Below are 15914 nucleotides of genomic sequence, written 5' to 3'. Positions count from 1 at the left end.
CGTCATCAGGTATCCAGAAAGCTGACTTTCAGGGCATTATCCTGGATAAAGTTGCGTCGTGGCTCCACCACATCACCCATCAGGGTGGAGAAGACTTCATCCGCCTCATCCCCGTGATTGATCCGTACCTGTAACAGGGTCCGCGCCTCGTGATCCAGGGTGGTTTCCCAAAGCTGTTCCGGGTTCATCTCGCCCAGTCCTTTATAGCGTTGGATAGCCAACCCGCGTTTGCCAAGATTGGTGACGGACTCCATTAATTCAAGCGGTGAATAGATCACCTGTCGCTTATCCTTGTGAATAAATACTGACGGCTGAGCGTATATTGTCTGAAGCTCATCCTTCATAAGGTCAAGTTGCCGTGCCTCGGCCGAATGGATGATATTGCTGTCCACAAGCTGGACTTCTGTCACGCCACGGACTTCCCGACTGAATTTAAGGCTGAAATCTGGCAAAACCTCGCCAATCCAGCCGCGCTCTGTCTCTGAAGAAATCCCATCCAGCCTTTCGGCGACGAATTTGGCCGCTTCCGGCCCACGGACAGGATCACTCAACACTTCGTCACTCAGTGCCCCGGCAATGGCAACCTGCTCAACTACAGCACGGTTCTGGAGTCTGGCAATGGCATCAATGAGGTTGCGGGCCTGACGGGCGCGGGCAACCAAAGCACTCAGGTCCTCCCCGCTGCGTTGTTCGCCGGAGGCAAGCTCCAGCACGACCTCTTCCATACCCTGATCAATCAGGTAATCATCCATCGCCTGCTGATCTTTGAGGTACACCGAGGATTTACCCTTGGAAACCTTGTAAAGCGGCGGCTGTGCGATATAGAGATAGCCTTTCTCGACCAGTTCCGGCATTTGCCGGTAAAAGAAGGTGAGCAGAAGTGTGCGGATATGAGATCCGTCCACGTCGGCGTCGGTCATGATGATAATCTTGTGATAACGCGCCTTCTCGATATTGAATTCTTCGGGCCCGATACCGGTGCCAAGCGCGGTAATCATGGTGCCGATTTCATTCGAGGAGAGCATGCGGTCAAACCGCGCCCGCTCGACATTGAGGATTTTACCGCGAAGTGGCAGTACGGCCTGATTATGGCGATCCCGCCCCTGTTTGGCAGATCCGCCAGCACTGTCACCCTCGACGAGGAAAAGTTCTGAAATCGCCGGGTCTTTCGACTGGCAATCGGCCAGTTTTCCGGGCAGGCTGGAAATATCCAGCGCGCCCTTGCGGCGGGTGAGCTCGCGCGCCTTACGGGCGGCCTCACGGGCGGCAGCGGCCTCGAAGACCTTGGTGATTACGACCTTGGCTTCGTTCGGATGCTCCTCGAACCATTGGCTGAGCGCCTCGAATACCGAGCTTTCCACGATCGGGCGCACTTCACTGGAAACCAGCTTGTCCTTGGTCTGGGAGGAGAATTTCGGGTCCGGAACCTTGACGGAGACGACACAGGTCAGCCCTTCGCGGGCGTCATCGCCGGTAACGACGATCTTTTCCTTCTTGGCAGTTCCGCTCGCGGTTGCATATTGGTTGATGCAGCGGGTTAGCGCCGCGCGGAAGCCGGCAAGATGGGTTCCACCGTCGCGCTGTGGGATATTGTTCGTGAAGCAGAGCACATTTTCATGATAGCTGTCGTTCCATTCGAGCGACGCCTCAACCGTCACGCCTTCCTTTTCAGCTGTAAGATCAATGGTTTCCGTGATCAGAGGGCTTTTTGACCGGTCAAGATATTTCACAAAAGCGGAAATTCCGCCTTCATAATGCAGGTCCACCGTGACCGGCTCGGCAGAGCGCAGATCATTAATCTGGATATATACGCCAGAATTGAGAAAGGCGAGCTCGCGCAGACGGTGTTCCAGCGTCGCAAAATCAAACTTGATATTGGTGAAGGTTTCGGGCGACGGGGTGAACGTGATTTCTGTCCCGCTCTTGCCCACGGCATCCCCGATGATTTCAAGGGCGCCAACGGGTTCACCATGCTCAAAACTGAGGCGATGCTCCTTGTCATTGCGCCAAATCGTCATATCAAGCCGGGTGGACAGAGCGTTCACAACGGAAACGCCAACGCCATGCAGGCCGCCGGAAACCTTGTAGGAATTCTGGTCAAACTTACCGCCGGCATGAAGCTGGGTCATGATCACCTCGGCGGCGGAGACTCCTTCCTCATGCATGTCAACGGGAATACCACGCCCGTTGTCGCGCACCGTAACCGACCCCTCAGGGTTGAGCGAAACATAAATCAGGTCGCAATGACCGGCCAGCGACTCATCGATGGCGTTGTCCACAACCTCATAGACCATGTGATGCAGACCCGAGCCATCATCAGTATCGCCGATATACATGCCCGGACGCTTGCGCACCGCATCAAGACCCTTCAGGACCTTGATCGACTCCGCGCCATATTCCTCAGCTTCCATGGGACCTTCTGTCTTACTCATTACGTCGTCTTTCCTTCTAGCTAACAGCCGTCCGGCAAATGGTGCCATTGTCGACTGTTAAAAACTGCGCCCGGTTTCCAAGTTCGGAAAACAGGGCGTAATCGGTGCCTGTCATCCAGGCCTGGGTCTTCATCTCCTCAATCTCGTCAAACAGCGCTGCGCGCCGTTTCTGGTCGAGATGCGCCGTTATCTCATCAAGCAGCAGGACCGGTGCCTGACCCTGCATTCCGGCTTGAAGGCGCGCATCCCCAAGGATGATCGAAATCAGCAGCGCCTTCTGCTCTCCTGTTGAGCACTGGCCCGCAGGCATGCCCTTGTCCTTGTGCAGCACGCCCAGATCGCTCCGGTGCGGGCCGAGGCTGGTACTACCCGCCATGGCATCCTGGCGCCGTGACGCCTCCAACTTGCTGCGGTATTTATCTTCAACCGCCAGCGCACTCATTTCCTCGAGCCAACCTTCCAACAGGCCCTCGACACTCACCTCGGCCTTTGGAAAGGCACCGGCACCGGTGCCTTGCGCTGCCGTTGCCATGGAGCTGTTCAACCGCGCCGCCGTTTCCCGTCGCGCCGCTGCGATGGCTGTACCGGTTTCCGCCAGAGATCGCTCCAGTGATGCCAGCCAATGTCTGTCATAACGACCTTCCTTCAGGAGCCGATTGCGATCCCGCATGACCTTCTCGAAGGCTGTCATCCGCTTGCCGTGGGCCGGGTCGAAGCCAAATGTGAGTCGGTCGAGAAACCGCCGTCTGCCGCTGGCCCCTTCCTGAAACAGGCGGTCCATCTGCGGGGTCAGCCAACTGACTTTTACATAGTCTGAGAGGGCCGTCGATCCGCTCATATTCTGTCCGTCTATTTTAACCGATCGACGCTCCGCCGTCTCTTTATTTTCGGCCTCCCCTACGGGAGAGATTACGCCGGTGCCGAGGGTGCTCGTTCCCACATTCGACGCCACATCTGCGGCCACCGCCCAGCCACCTCTGCCGCCTATATTCGCGGCCTCTGTCAGTTTCGCCCGGCGCAGTCCCCGCCCCGGCGTGAGGAAGGAGATTGCCTCCAGAAGATTGGTTTTTCCGCTGCCATTGGCACCCGTCAGAACGACGGGGCGACTATCTGCTTCAACCTTCAAATACGTATAATTGCGAAAATCTGTCAAAATCAGGCGCGTAATTGCATAGGCGGACACAAATGGCTCCTCTATGGCGACACCCATTGTCCAAACCTGGTGAGCCACGGCACTGTAACGATGGCCAAGTTATACCCGCATCGGCATCAGGACATAGAGCGCCCCTTCGTCGGCGCTGTCCCGAACGATTGTCGGCGATCCCGCGTCGGCAAACAGGAAGCGGGCATTCTCGCCGTCAATCTGGCCGGTGATATCCAGCAGATATTTCGAGTTGAAGCCGATTTCCATTTCATCCGACCCGTAGGAAGCCGCGACTTCTTCTGTCGCACTGCCCGCATCTGCGCCGGTTGCGGAGAGGGTGATCAAATCATTACTCAAAGAGAGCTTGATAGCGCGGGTTTTCTCGGTCGCGACCGTGGAGACGCGATCAACGGCCTGCGCGAAGGACTTGCCATCCAGCTCAAGCACTTTGTCGTTGCCTTCCGGGATTACCCGCTCATAGTCCGGGAAAGTCCCGTCGATCAGTTTTGACGTCAGGATCGTATCACCGAAGGAAAAGCAGATTTTCGTATCCGAAAGGGAAATCGAGACCGGTTCGTCCCGCTCGTCAATCAGGCGGAGAACCTCGCTCACGGCTTTGCGCGGAACAATCACACCCGGCATACTTTCCGCATCGGAAGGGATCGGGGTTTCGACGCGGGCGAGCCGATGACCGTCTGTCGCCACCGCGCGCAGCATAGGCACGCCATCCGTCTCCGCTGCATGCAGATAGATACCGTTCAGGTAATAGCGGGTCTCTTCTGTTGAGATCGCGAAGCGCGTCTTGTCGATCAGCCGTTTCAGGATATTCGCGGCCAGCACAAAATTATGCGGAAGCTGATTGGTTTCCATGACCGGGAAGTCATCCTGCGGCAGGCAGGCCAGCGCGAATTTCGACTGGCCACAGCGCACATAGATCCGTTCTTCCGCCGCGTTGTGGTCAAGCTCTACCTGACTGCCTTCGGGCAGCTTGCGGATGATGTCATAGAGAAGGTGGGCTGGTACGGTTGTTGCCCCATCTGTTCCGATATTGGCAGCGACTTTTTCATTGATTGCAATATCAAGATCGGTTGCCGTCAGGCCAAGAAATCCGTCCCGCGCATCTATCAGTATATTAGCGAGGATCGGGATTGTGTTGCGGCGCTCGACGACGCTTTGCACATGGCTCAAGGACGTCAGCAAAGCGGTACGTTCTATTGTCAGTTTCATTGGCTCAATCAGGCTTCAAATAGGTTACTCAAAAAGGGCTGTCATTATGCCCGATAAAGGCCGGTTACATCAATATAATTCTCCCCGGGACCAGCAATTCCGTTCGACCTTAAGAATTTGATTCATAACCTTGAATCGAATTTCAAGCCGATATGGGAGAACAGCCGCCACTATAGCAGAGAGAGCCCTGGAAACCTAGGCTTTTCGCCCCATCCGCCGGAGCGAAAAGCAGTTCGAAATTACCTGTAATATCAGGAGGTTGCATGGTTCCGCCGCCGCCGGGTGAACTGATAGGTTGCCACAAGGCCAATTGCTGCCGCGGGGAGGCTGGCCAGCGGGAGCAACCAGGCAACCACAATCATGACGGAACTGTCCGCCTGTTCCGTCAGGCCTGCGGCGTTGGCAAGAATACCGGCATAGGCCGCCCCGAGGGCGAAACCCAGTCTCTGAAGCGTCGGAATGGCGCTGGCAACCCGTTCATGTTCGTCCGTCGGCGCGACGCGGATGGCACGGCGGAGGATAAACGTCCATGCCATCCCGAACCCTCCGCCCTGCATTGCCGCGAAGACAGCAATCAGCCAGACCGGGCCATAGGGCAGGCTATAGGCATAGCCCGGAAGGCTGGCGGTAATGATCAGCATACCGATGACGATCAGCCGGGTATCGTATTTCTCTGCAAACCCCGACGCCAGGAAGGCGACAACCGACCAGCCAATGGACATACAGGCCATGACATAACCGCCGACGATGGGAGGCTCATGATGAAGCTCGGTGATTAGATAGGGGCCATAGACGGTTATGGCAATCGTCGTCGTGGAGAAGGACAGGACGAGGATCAGTGCGGCCCCAAGCGGCGTAAATAGATTAAGCGGCTTGTAAGGCATCAAGCGATTGGACGCTTTCTTGCCATCGAGAAAAAGGAAGATCATTAGCGCAATGACACCGAGGGCGACGAAGAGGCTGGTCTGAAGCACGGAAACCTCGATCCCGCCATAGGCAATCAGGAACACACCGAGAGACAGCCAGAAAAGCCGCCAAAGGGGAAAGCGGATAATGGTTTCCTCTGTTGCGGGCTTTTTGTTCTTGCGCAGCGTAAATTGTATCCACACCGCCATGAGAAGGGCCTGCACGGCAAAAAACCAGAAACCGCCCTGCCAGGTGCCATATTCGACAAAGAGCCCGCCTACAAGCGGCCCGATAAAGGCGGAGACGCCCCATAATGTGCTGATCGCGCCGAGGGCGCGGGCCGTCAATCGGCGGGGAAACAATATGCTGACAGCAACAAAGGCCATGGCCATAAGCCCGCCACCGCCCAAGCCTTGAAACAAACGACCGACCAAGACCACCCACATTTGAGGCGCGAGTGCACTTATGGCGCAACCAAGCGCGAAAAGAAGCGCCGCCAGCGTCATCGGCCCGCGCAAACCGTATTGCAGGGCCATCAGGCCACTGGCTGCCCCGGCAACGATGGAACCGATGCCATACAGTGCAACCGTCCAGGAGATCAACTCCGCCCCGCCAATCTCGGCGACGATCTGTGGCACCATGGTGGCGACCAACAGGCTGTCGGCAGCATGAAGCCAAATGCCAAGGCTTACGAGGGCCAGTGCAAGGCCATATTGACGGTTCAGGACTTCTCGCCAGCGAACTGTGTCTGTATTTTCCGCCTGGGTCATGTCGAGCAGCTCACGTTGTTCATTTTTCTATTTTATTAAGTAAAAACTTTATATATTATTCTGGCAATGAAAAAAACACCTCAAGATCAAATTTTATATCTTTTGAAGAGCCGCGGGGATCTGACCGCCGGCGATATCGGCGTAATTCTTGACATAACGAAGCCGGGCGCGCAGCAGAATCTCGCCAAGGCGGCGCGAGAGGGTTTAATCTCCTTCGACGATAGGGCCAAAGGGCGCGGTCGTCCCCGCCGCTATTGGCATCTGACAGAAAAAGGTCATGCCCGTTTTCCCGACCGTCATTCCGATCTGTCGGTGGAGCTGTTGAAATCGACGGAGACACTCTTCGGTACGGCGGGCCTTGAAAAGCTGATCCAGCATCGGGAAGCGGAAACGCTCACAAAATATTGCCAAAAACTGGATAAAGAGGCGAGCCTTGAAGGAAAGGTTGCCGCCCTTGCGGCGCTTCGAAATGGAGAAGGCTATATGGCGGACTGGCAAGGGATAGATGATGGGGAATACATACTTATAGAAAATCACTGCCCGATCTGCGCGGCGGCAGCCCTCTGCCAAGGGCTTTGCCGCTCGGAGCTTGAGATTTTCCAAAAAGCCTTTGGTGGAGACGCAACAGTCGAGAGAACAGATCATATTCTCTCGGGGGCACGGCGCTGCGCCTATCGCATTAAAGCGAGATAAGTGCTCTCACCCGCTTTTATTCAAGCATTCGCATTAACAGATCGATATCTTCCGACAGGGCGATATCCTCCTGTCGCAACTCGTCGATTTTCTTCAGAGCATGCATTACGGTCGTATGATCACGGCCGCCGAATTTCCGGCCGATTTCCGGTAAGGAACGAGAGGTCAGATGCTTGGCAAGATACATCGCCACCTGACGCGGTCGGGCGACGGCGCGGGCGCGGCGGGCGGAATGCATATCCGACATGCGGATGTTGAAATGTTCCGCCACTTTCTTCTGGATTTCCTCGATCGTGATCCGCCGATCGTTGGCGCGCAGGAGATCACGTAGCACTTCCTGTGTGCTTTCCAGTGTCACAGCGCGCCCAACAAGGTCGGAATAGGCGAGCACGCGATTGAGCGCGCCTTCCAGCTCCCGCACATTCGATGTGATGCGGTGGGCGAGGAATTCCAGGATACGCGGATCGATATCAATTTTCCCCTGCTCGACCTTCGATTGCAGAATGCCAAGGCGGAGCTCATAATCAGTTGGATGAATATCAGCCACCAGTCCCCAGCCGAGTCGGGAACGCATCCGTTCCTCCATTTCCTCAAGGTCAGTGGGTGATCGGTCGCCGGAAATGATAATTTGATGGTTCTGATCGACCAGCGCGTTGAAAGTATGGAAAAACTCTTCCTGCGTGCTGTCTTTCCCGGAGATGAACTGCACATCGTCAATCATCAGCACATCAACGGAGCGGAATTGATCCTTGAAGTTCATCGTGTCCTTGAAACGCAGCGCCCGGATAAAGCGATACATGAATTTTTCCGCAGAAAGATAGAGAACTTTCTTCTCCGGGCTGTTCGCGGCAATGCCGTGACCGATGGCGTGCATTAAATGGGTTTTACCAAGTCCGACCCCGCCATAGAGATAGAGCGGATTGAACGGCACAGAATCTTTTGCCTCCGCCACACGGCGGGCGGCGGCGTGGGCCAACTCGTTTGATTTGCCGACAACGAAATTCTCAAAAGTGAAGCGCGGATCCAAAGGCGCCATCAGGGATGGGTCCGGGCTGGTCGTCTCCGCATAAAGCGGCTTTTTCCCTTTGAACGGCTCGCTCATATCGGCAAGACCAAAGGTTGGCTTGTGGGAGGAGGTGTTTTTCTTGTCTAGCGGTTTGACCCGGATATCGACGGTGGTGATTGAATTATCTTCCGTGTTCCATAGTTGGCGGATCCGGTTGGCATAGTTGTTAAGGACCCAGTCGCGTAAAAAGCGCGTTGGCAGCGTCATCGACGCCTTGCTGCCGTCAATTTTTTCCAATTCGATATTCTTCAGCCATGAGTTAAAGGTCGCTTCGCCATATTCGCTGCGAAGCTTTCCTCTAATCTGTTCCCACTGCGTATTTCTTGTCATTCCAGAAGCCTCAAATTCCGTCTGCGCTGTCATCAGCTCTGTTTCCAGTCGAGTCCGGCAACCTTCCAGCCGCCAACAGTCCCCCGATGGCCGCTTTGGTCCGGTCCCCCTTCGAATCCCTCCAAGACGTTATACGCCTGAGTATACCCGGCATGTGTCGCGGCTTCAGCGGCCGCGATAGAGCGAACGCCCGAACGGCAGAGAAAAATCATGGGGGCGTCCTTGTTCGGCTGAATCGCAGAAATCTCGTCAATGAAGTTCATGTTCTTCGCCATATCGGGAAACATAACCCAGGAGACAGGCTGAACCGTTTTGCCAACGGATGAAAGATCAGGTAACCCTACATAGGCCCATTCTGCCGTTGTTCTGACATCTATCAGGACCGCATTCGGGTCGCTTGCCAGTATTTCCCACGTTTCCTGAACTGTCTTGTCACCGGCATAAGTTGCGTTGGTGCCGGGTGTTCCCCCATTAGTCATCCACAAATTTCCTTCGTTCCATTGTGCTGAAGACTGCCCGAAGATGTCCGGACATCAGCTAAAAAGACTTCCCGGCGGTTCCCCCTAAGGAGCCGCTTTCAAACTGGTACGCAACGCAGAACTTTACAACTAACACGCAACTAGATACAGCACTTCCCAAGTGGCATTTAGCCCCTTTCTCACTTCGACAATCTATGTGATTTAAGGATTGGGAGTGCTCTTATAAGATCGGCAAGACTAAACTTATCCACACCCCCTACGCAAGGGATGGCTGGCATGAAATTCGATATTTATTTTGCAAATTGACTGAACAAATTCTTGACCTACAAGATGTTGTTAACGGTTCCACAGCAGCGAGGTTAACTGGTAAAAACCCGCGCGAAATCGTAATCAGTGGCACGCCTATAAAGCGCAATGACGCATAAAAAAAGCCGCGATCCATTTCCGGACCGCGGCTTGATTCTTGGATGATTCTCGTCTTAAGCGGAGAGCGCTTTTACTTTCGCGTTCAGACGTGAAATCTTGCGGGAGGCTGTGTTCTTTTTATACACACCCTTAACGACACCGCGAGTAAGTTCAGACTGGGCGGCGCGCAGCGCCTCGTTGGCTTTCGCCTGATCCCCTTCCGTAACAGCCAGCTCGACCTTTTTCACATAGGTGCGGATGCGGCTGCGGCGGGCCCGGTTACGTTCGGTCCGGACGTCTGTCTGTCGGATGCGTTTCAATGCAGATTTATGATGCGCCATGACAATCCTGTCTTTTAGCTTCGAAATTCGGAAGCCGGGTTATAACCAGCGGGAAATACGGCGTCAACAGAAGAATGGGGATAATGGGCGGGAATTCGTAAAATTCCGCTCATATTGAGGTTGTCGCCGTGAAATCCGGGAGAAAAGCACCTTGATTTAGCGGTTCTTGAACTCAGGGGTGCGTTTTTCGGCGAAGGCAGACATTCCCTCTTTCTGGTCTTCTGTTGAAAATGTTGAATGGAAGAGCCGCCGTTCGAACATGATTCCTTCGCGCAGTGTCGTCTCATAGGCCTTGTTGACGCTTTCCTTGCACATCATGACGATGGGCTGCGAGAGATCAGCGATTTCACCGGCGACCTTGATCGCCTCATCCATCAGATCGTTGAGCGGAACAATGCGGCTGACCAGCCCAGAGCTTTCTGCTTCTTCCGCGCCCATCATCCGGCCGGTCAGACACATTTCCATGGCCTTCGCCTTGCCGACGGCACGGGTCAAACGCTGGGTGCCGCCAAGACCGGGAATGGTTCCGAGCTTGATTTCGGGTTGGCCGAATTGCGCATTGTCGGCGGCGAGGATAAAATCGCACATCATCGCCAGTTCACATCCGCCGCCAAGAGCGTAGCCTGCCACCGCTGCGATCACGGGTTTGCGGAAGGTGGACAGGCGCTCGGAATTCTGGCTCAGGAAGTCGCTCTTATAGACATCCATATAAGTTTTGGGCTGCATTTCGAGAATATCCGCACCTGCGGCGAACGCCTTATCCGAACCGGTGAGGACGACGGCGCCGATATTCTCATCGGCCTCGAACTTATCAAGGGCGTCGGCCAGTTCTTCGAACAGCTCGGCGCAAAGGGCGTTGAGCGCTTTCGGCCGGTCAAGGCGGATGATGCCGACGGCGCCTTTTGTATCGGTGACAATATTATTGTAGGCCATGGGAATTTCCTGTTTTTGTTGCGTTGCGTAATTGGCGCCCATTATCTTCATGGAAAATTCTTTGTCCAGCCTAGCGCTGACATTTCGGGCAATAGAATGTGGAGCGGCCGGATTGCGTGATTCTGTTGATGGTGCCAATGCATTCCTCGGTCGGGCAGGGAGTGCCTTCCTTGTCATAGGCGAGGAATCGATGCTGGAAATAGCCAAGCTCCCCGTCCGTATGGCTGTAATTGCGTAAAGTCGATCCGCCGGATTGAATCGCTTCCTCCAGCACGGCGCGAATGGCGGCGGCAAGTTTGTCCGCGCGCTGGCCTTTGACGTTCATGGCTTGGCGCGTGGGCGATATCCCGCTCCGGTGGAGCGCTTCGCAGGCATATATATTGCCGACCCCGGCCACGACCCTTTGGTCAAGCAGCGCAATCTTTATCGGTGTCTTGCGTCCCTTAAGCCGTTCGGCCAGCACCGGACCGCTGAATTCATTGCCAAGCGGTTCCGGCCCGATGCCGGCGAGTTGCGGATGTGTGTCCAGCATGTCCGTTTTTGTTAGCAGCATAAAGCCGAACCGGCGCGGATCGTGATAGCGCACGCGAAGCCCTCGCTCGGTTTCGAAAATCACATGATCATGCTTGTCGAAGGGGCTGGCAGGGTCAGGTTCTAGCTCAATACGAAAGCTGCCCGACATGCCAAGGTGTCCGATCATCACCTCCCCGCCCTCCAGTGTCATCAGGATATATTTGGCGCGGCGACGGATCGCTTCGATCTTCCGGCCCGTAAGCGTCTTTGCAAAGCCGTCGGCAAAGGGGAAGCGCAGGTTTGCACGCCGCAGCGTGACGGAGGTGAACTGATCGCCAATCAGGGCCTGCTCCAGGCCGCGGCAGACGGTTTCGACTTCGGGTAATTCGGGCATGGCGGGACAGTAGCCTTATTTTATGCCTTGCGCTATGCTCTTATTTCGACCAAACAAGGCGATCAACTCATCCAGCAAACGGAAAGTGCGATGGCAGTTTCGGACAATTCATCGGACAGCACCCATTTCGGGTTTCGTGAGGTCCCGGCGGACGACAAGGCCGGGCTTGTGCGCGGCGTTTTTGACAGCGTTGCCGGGAATTACGACCTGATGAATGACCTGATGAGCGGCGGGGTTCATCGCTTATGGAAATCGGCGATGATTGACTGGCTGATGCCGCGGAAAGGGCAGCATCTTCTGGACGTGGCGGGCGGCACTGGCGATATCGCCTTTCGCTTTCTTGACGCGGTGGAGGGTGATGGTCGGGTCACGGTGCTGGACATCAATCACGCGATGCTGAGCGTTGGGCAGGACCGTGCCATCGATCAGGGGCGTCTCAAGGGGCTCGACTGGACGAATGGTGATGCGCAGTCCCTCCCCCTTCCTGATAAATCGGTCGATGCCTATACGATTGCCTTCGGTATTCGCAATGTAACGGATATCCCGAAAGCACTCCGGGAGGCGTATCGCGTGCTGAAACCGGGCGGGCGGTTTCTCTGTCTGGAGTTCAGCAAGGTGGAGGCACCGGTCCTGAAGGAATTTTACGATTTCTATTCTTTCAAGTTGTTGCCAGAGATCGGCGGCATTGTGGCGAAGGACAAACCGTCATACCAATATCTGGTAGAAAGTATCCGACAGTTTCCGGATGCTGATCGTTTCGCCGATATGCTGAGGGAAGCGGGCTTCGGTCAGGTCAAATATCGCCGCCTTTCCGGTGGTATCGCGGCATTGCACTCTGGCTGGCGGCTTTAGGAGCGACATTCAGTGATCCGGATTATCAATAATTCCCTGCGGTTACTCTTCGTTGCCCGGACGCTGGCGCGCCATGACGCCCTCTTTTTCCTCGATAATTTTGAACGTCTGCCGATTTATCTTGTGTTGCTCCGCAAGATCATGCCGCTGTTTGCCGTCGGTGCAAAGCGCAACAAGGGTCTGCGGGATGGGGAGCGCCTCGCGGGTGCGTTGCAGGAGCTCGGTCCAAGCTTTATCAAGCTGGGTCAGGCTCTGTCCGTGCGGGCGGACCTTATCGGCGAAGACATGGTTATGGATCTCGCTAATCTGCGGGATCGTTTGCCGCCCTTCTCATTCGAGAAAGCGCGTGAAACCATAGAATACGAACTTCAGACGCCGCTTGACGAATTATTCGCGGAGTTTAACCCTGAGCCTGTCGCCGCCGCTTCCATCGCGCAGGTGCATTTCGCAAAGGTGCGCGAGACGGTCCCTGCCCCGACGGAAGAAGACTCCACGGCGACCGAAGAGGTTCTTCGTGATGTGGCAGTTAAGATCCTGCGCCCCAATATCGAGGATGCGTTCGAGCGGGATTTACGTCTTTTTTATGGGTTGGCTGAGTTGGTGGAGCGGTATCAGCCGAATATGCGCCGCCTACGATTGACCAAGATCGTTGACATTATGGCCGATTCCGTCGAACTGGAGATGGATTTACGGCTGGAAGCGGCGGCGGCCTCCGAAATGGCGGAGAATTTCGCCGAAGACCCTGAATTCGATGTGCCCGAGATTGACTGGCAGCGTACCGCCCAGCGGGTGATGACCCAGAGCCGTATTGTCGGGATCAGTATTTCAAAAAAAGACGAACTGATCGCTGCCGGGCATGACCTTAATGCGCTTGCAGATAATGTCATTCGTGTTTTCCTGCATCAGGTGCTTCGCGATGGTTTTTTCCATGCAGATATGCATCATGGTAACCTGTTCGTGACAGATGACGGGCGGTTGGTCGCTGTTGATTTCGGCATTATGGGCAGGATGAGCCGTGAGACCCGGCTGTTTATGGCGGAAATGCTGCATGCCTTCCTGACACGCAACTATCTGCGGGCGGCGGAAATCCATTTCGAGGCGGGCTATGTGCCAAAGCACAAGTCGCTGGCCAATTTCGCCCAGGCCTGCCGGTCTATCGGGGAGCCCATTCTCGGCCGGCCGGTCAATGAAATCTCCATTGCGCGGCTGCTGGTGCAGCTTTTCCAGATCACAGAAACCTTCGAGATGGAAACCCAGCCGCAGCTTCTATTGCTGCAGAAGACAATGGTCACTGCCGAGGGTGTGGCCCAGAGCCTGAATACAGAAATTAATTTCTGGGAATCCGCCTCCCCTACTGTTGAGCATTGGATGCGGGAAAATATGGGCGTAGAGGCGCAGGCCGCCAATGTGGTGAAGGACGGCATCGCGCTCCTTCGTAAAATTCCGGCAATCGTTACCAAGGCCGATGATTTGCTCATTGAGATGGAGGCGCGCGAAAGGGCGTTGCAGCAGGAAACCGAAGCCGATAATGCGGTAACTGAGCGCCGTTATCGCGCTGGTTATCTCGTGGGCGGTGTATTTCTTGGTGCCCTTGCAGTCTATCTCCTGACGTTTGCGATCTGATCTACCGGCAATTCCCGTCTAATTCCTGGCACCCGCAAGAAATGACTTGCGAGACGCCGGGGGAATATTTATATTTTACATAAAAGATCAGTAAAATATTGAACATGGGTGGATTCGGGCGCAATTTTGATGAATAAATCAGTTCTGCTAATCATTGGCGGCGGTATCGCCGCCTATAAATCGCTGGAGCTTATTCGGCTGCTCTCGAAGCAGGGCATTCGCACCCGTGCGATCCTGACCAAGGCGGCAAAAGAGTTTGTAACCCCTCTCTCCGTTGCCTCCCTTACGGGCGAGAAAGTCTATGATGAGCTCTTCTCCCTCACCGATGAAGCTGAGATGGGCCATATCCAGCTTTCGCGCAGTGCTGACCTGCTGGTTGTTGCCCCGGCAACGGCAGATTTGATGGCAAAAATGGCGACAGGTCAAGCGACCGACCTAGCGACAACTGCCCTGCTCGCAACGGATAAGCCGGTGTTGATTGCACCTGCGATGAATGTCCGCATGTGGGACCATCCGGCGACGAAACGTAATCTTGCCACCCTAAAAAATGACGGCATCATAACCATTGGTCCGGATGAAGGCGATATGGCCTGCGGTGAATATGGTCCGGGCCGAATGGCGGAACCTGAGGCAATATGCGGCGCGGTCACCGATTTTTTTCAAAATAGCGCCGAAAAGCCCCTCCGGGGGCGAAAAATGCTTGTGACGGCGGGCCCAACTCACGAGCCGATCGATCCGGTGCGTTATATCGCGAACCGTTCTTCCGGCAAGCAGGGTTACGCCATTGCCGGTGCGCTTGCCGATTTGGGGGCGGAAGTGACCCTTGTCTCCGGCCCGACCCGGTTGGACGCCCCACGCGGGGTGACGCGTAAATCTGTCGAATCCGCGAAAGACATGCTCACCGCCTGTGAGAGTGCCCTTCCCGTCGATGGCGCCATTTTTGCCGCCGCTGTCGCTGACTGGCGCGTCGAGACGGAGGCGAACCAGAAAATCAAGAAACGCACTGGCGTGCTGCCCAGTCTGTCGCTGGCCGAAAACCCGGATATTCTGGCGACTGTCAGCGCGCGTCAATCCGGTCGGCCCGCGCTGGTGGTTGGTTTCGCCGCAGAGACGGAAACAATTATCGAAAATGGCAAGGCGAAGCTCGCCAAAAAGGGCTGCGACTGGATTATTGCCAATGACGTTGGGACCGATACCGGTACCTTCGGCGGCGATGAAAACCAGGTGTTCTTGTTGACGAGCAGTTCGGTCGAGGACTGGCCAAAGCAAAGCAAGGAATCCGTGGCACGCACATTGGCGGCCAGAATTGCCAAATTTTTTCAAGAGGTTGATGCATGACCGACGTAACTATTTCTATCACTCGCCTGCCCCATGGCGAAAGCCTGCCGCTACCGTCCTATGAAACTGAGGATAGCGCGGGCATGGATGTTCGCGCGGCAGTGGAAACGGCAATGGAAATTCCTCCTGGCGGACGCGCTTTGGTACCGACGGGCTTTAAAATGGCCCTGCCGCGCGGGTATGAGGCACAAGTCCGCCCTCGCTCCGGTCTAGCGCTGAAGAAAGGGATCACCCTACCCAATAGCCCCGGCACCATTGACGCGGACTATCGCGGGGAAGTTGGCATTATCCTGATGAATGCGGGCAAGGAAACCTTTGTTATTGAGCGCGGCGACCGGATTGCACAGATGGTGATCGTACCGGTGATACAGGCCGGCTGGCGAGAGGTTGAAACACTTGATGAGACGGCACGCGGCGAAGGCGGGTTCGGCTCCACAGGCGTTGCCGAAGTCGAGGAGGTGGGTTAAG

At 55.4% G+C, this 15914-nt stretch carries 14 protein-coding genes; 5 read left to right on the top strand and 9 right to left on the bottom strand.

What is annotated here, in order from left to right; genetic code table 11:
- Positions 1-5: 5 nt before the first annotated feature.
- The 4 genes from gyrB to LKE13_RS03820 all read right to left on the bottom strand — a co-directional run bounded on the left by gyrB (position 6) and on the right by LKE13_RS03820 (position 6479).
- Entirely contained in the window at positions 6-2432 is a 2427-nt protein-coding gene (gene gyrB, locus LKE13_RS03835) for a DNA topoisomerase (ATP-hydrolyzing) subunit B (RefSeq protein ID WP_321576130.1), read from the bottom strand.
- Positions 2433-2448: 16 nt separating this feature from the next.
- On the bottom strand, positions 2449-3642 hold the full coding sequence (recF, locus tag LKE13_RS03830) for a DNA replication/repair protein RecF (protein WP_227948369.1): 1194 nt from the start codon (positions 3640-3642) through the stop codon (positions 2449-2451).
- A 42-nt stretch (positions 3643-3684) separates the two neighbouring features.
- Entirely contained in the window at positions 3685-4803 is a 1119-nt protein-coding gene (dnaN, locus tag LKE13_RS03825; protein WP_227948368.1) for a DNA polymerase III subunit beta, read from the bottom strand.
- A gap of 251 nt (positions 4804-5054) precedes the next feature.
- Positions 5055-6479, bottom strand: a complete 1425-nt coding sequence (locus LKE13_RS03820; protein WP_227948367.1) for an MFS transporter — start codon at positions 6477-6479, stop codon at positions 5055-5057.
- Positions 6480-6545: 66 nt separating this feature from the next.
- Here LKE13_RS03820 and LKE13_RS03815 point away from each other — a divergent pair, with 66 nt between their 5' ends.
- Positions 6546-7172, top strand: coding sequence for a helix-turn-helix transcriptional regulator (locus tag LKE13_RS03815; RefSeq protein ID WP_227948366.1), 627 nt, complete (start codon positions 6546-6548; stop codon positions 7170-7172).
- Between the two features lie 16 nt (positions 7173-7188).
- Here LKE13_RS03815 and dnaA read toward each other — a convergent pair whose 3' ends face one another.
- From dnaA to mutM, 5 genes are all read right to left on the bottom strand, one after another.
- Positions 7189-8601 carry a chromosomal replication initiator protein DnaA gene (dnaA, locus tag LKE13_RS03810; protein ID WP_227948365.1) on the bottom strand — a complete coding sequence of 471 codons (1413 nt, stop codon included), beginning with the start codon at positions 8599-8601 and terminating at the stop codon, positions 7189-7191.
- Entirely contained in the window at positions 8601-9047 is a 447-nt protein-coding gene (locus LKE13_RS03805; protein WP_227948364.1) for a rhodanese-like domain-containing protein, read from the bottom strand. Before LKE13_RS03805 ends, dnaA begins: the two co-directional genes overlap by 1 nt.
- Before the next feature lie 479 nt (positions 9048-9526).
- The gene (gene rpsT / locus LKE13_RS03800) at positions 9527-9793 is read right to left on the bottom strand and encodes a 30S ribosomal protein S20 (protein ID WP_207042404.1); all 267 of its coding nucleotides are present in this window, start codon (positions 9791-9793) and stop codon (positions 9527-9529) included.
- 156 nt (positions 9794-9949) lie between these two features.
- Entirely contained in the window at positions 9950-10726 is a 777-nt protein-coding gene (locus LKE13_RS03795) for an enoyl-CoA hydratase (protein WP_227948363.1), read from the bottom strand.
- 70 nt (positions 10727-10796) lie between these two features.
- A complete protein-coding gene (gene mutM, locus LKE13_RS03790; RefSeq protein ID WP_227948362.1) occupies positions 10797-11633 on the bottom strand; it encodes a bifunctional DNA-formamidopyrimidine glycosylase/DNA-(apurinic or apyrimidinic site) lyase in 837 nt (278 codons plus the stop codon).
- A gap of 90 nt (positions 11634-11723) precedes the next feature.
- Here mutM and ubiE point away from each other — a divergent pair, with 90 nt between their 5' ends.
- From ubiE to dut, 4 genes are all read left to right on the top strand, one after another.
- Positions 11724-12485, top strand: a complete 762-nt coding sequence (gene ubiE, locus LKE13_RS03785; protein ID WP_227948361.1) for a bifunctional demethylmenaquinone methyltransferase/2-methoxy-6-polyprenyl-1,4-benzoquinol methylase UbiE — start codon at positions 11724-11726, stop codon at positions 12483-12485.
- A 12-nt stretch (positions 12486-12497) separates the two neighbouring features.
- The gene (ubiB, locus tag LKE13_RS03780; protein WP_227948360.1) at positions 12498-14108 is read left to right on the top strand and encodes a 2-polyprenylphenol 6-hydroxylase; all 1611 of its coding nucleotides are present in this window, start codon (positions 12498-12500) and stop codon (positions 14106-14108) included.
- A gap of 123 nt (positions 14109-14231) precedes the next feature.
- On the top strand, positions 14232-15446 hold the full coding sequence (gene coaBC / locus LKE13_RS03775) for a bifunctional phosphopantothenoylcysteine decarboxylase/phosphopantothenate--cysteine ligase CoaBC (protein ID WP_415776495.1): 1215 nt from the start codon (positions 14232-14234) through the stop codon (positions 15444-15446).
- Entirely contained in the window at positions 15443-15913 is a 471-nt protein-coding gene (dut, locus tag LKE13_RS03770; protein WP_227948358.1) for a dUTP diphosphatase, read from the top strand. Before coaBC ends, dut begins: the two co-directional genes overlap by 4 nt.
- Position 15914 lies beyond the last annotated feature (1 nt).

The organism is Sneathiella sp. HT1-7 (assembly GCF_020731145.1).
Taxonomy (GTDB): domain Bacteria; phylum Pseudomonadota; class Alphaproteobacteria; order Sneathiellales; family Sneathiellaceae; genus Sneathiella.
Note: the sequence above shows the minus strand (reverse complement) of the source record. Positions and strands in the feature narration are given on the sequence as shown.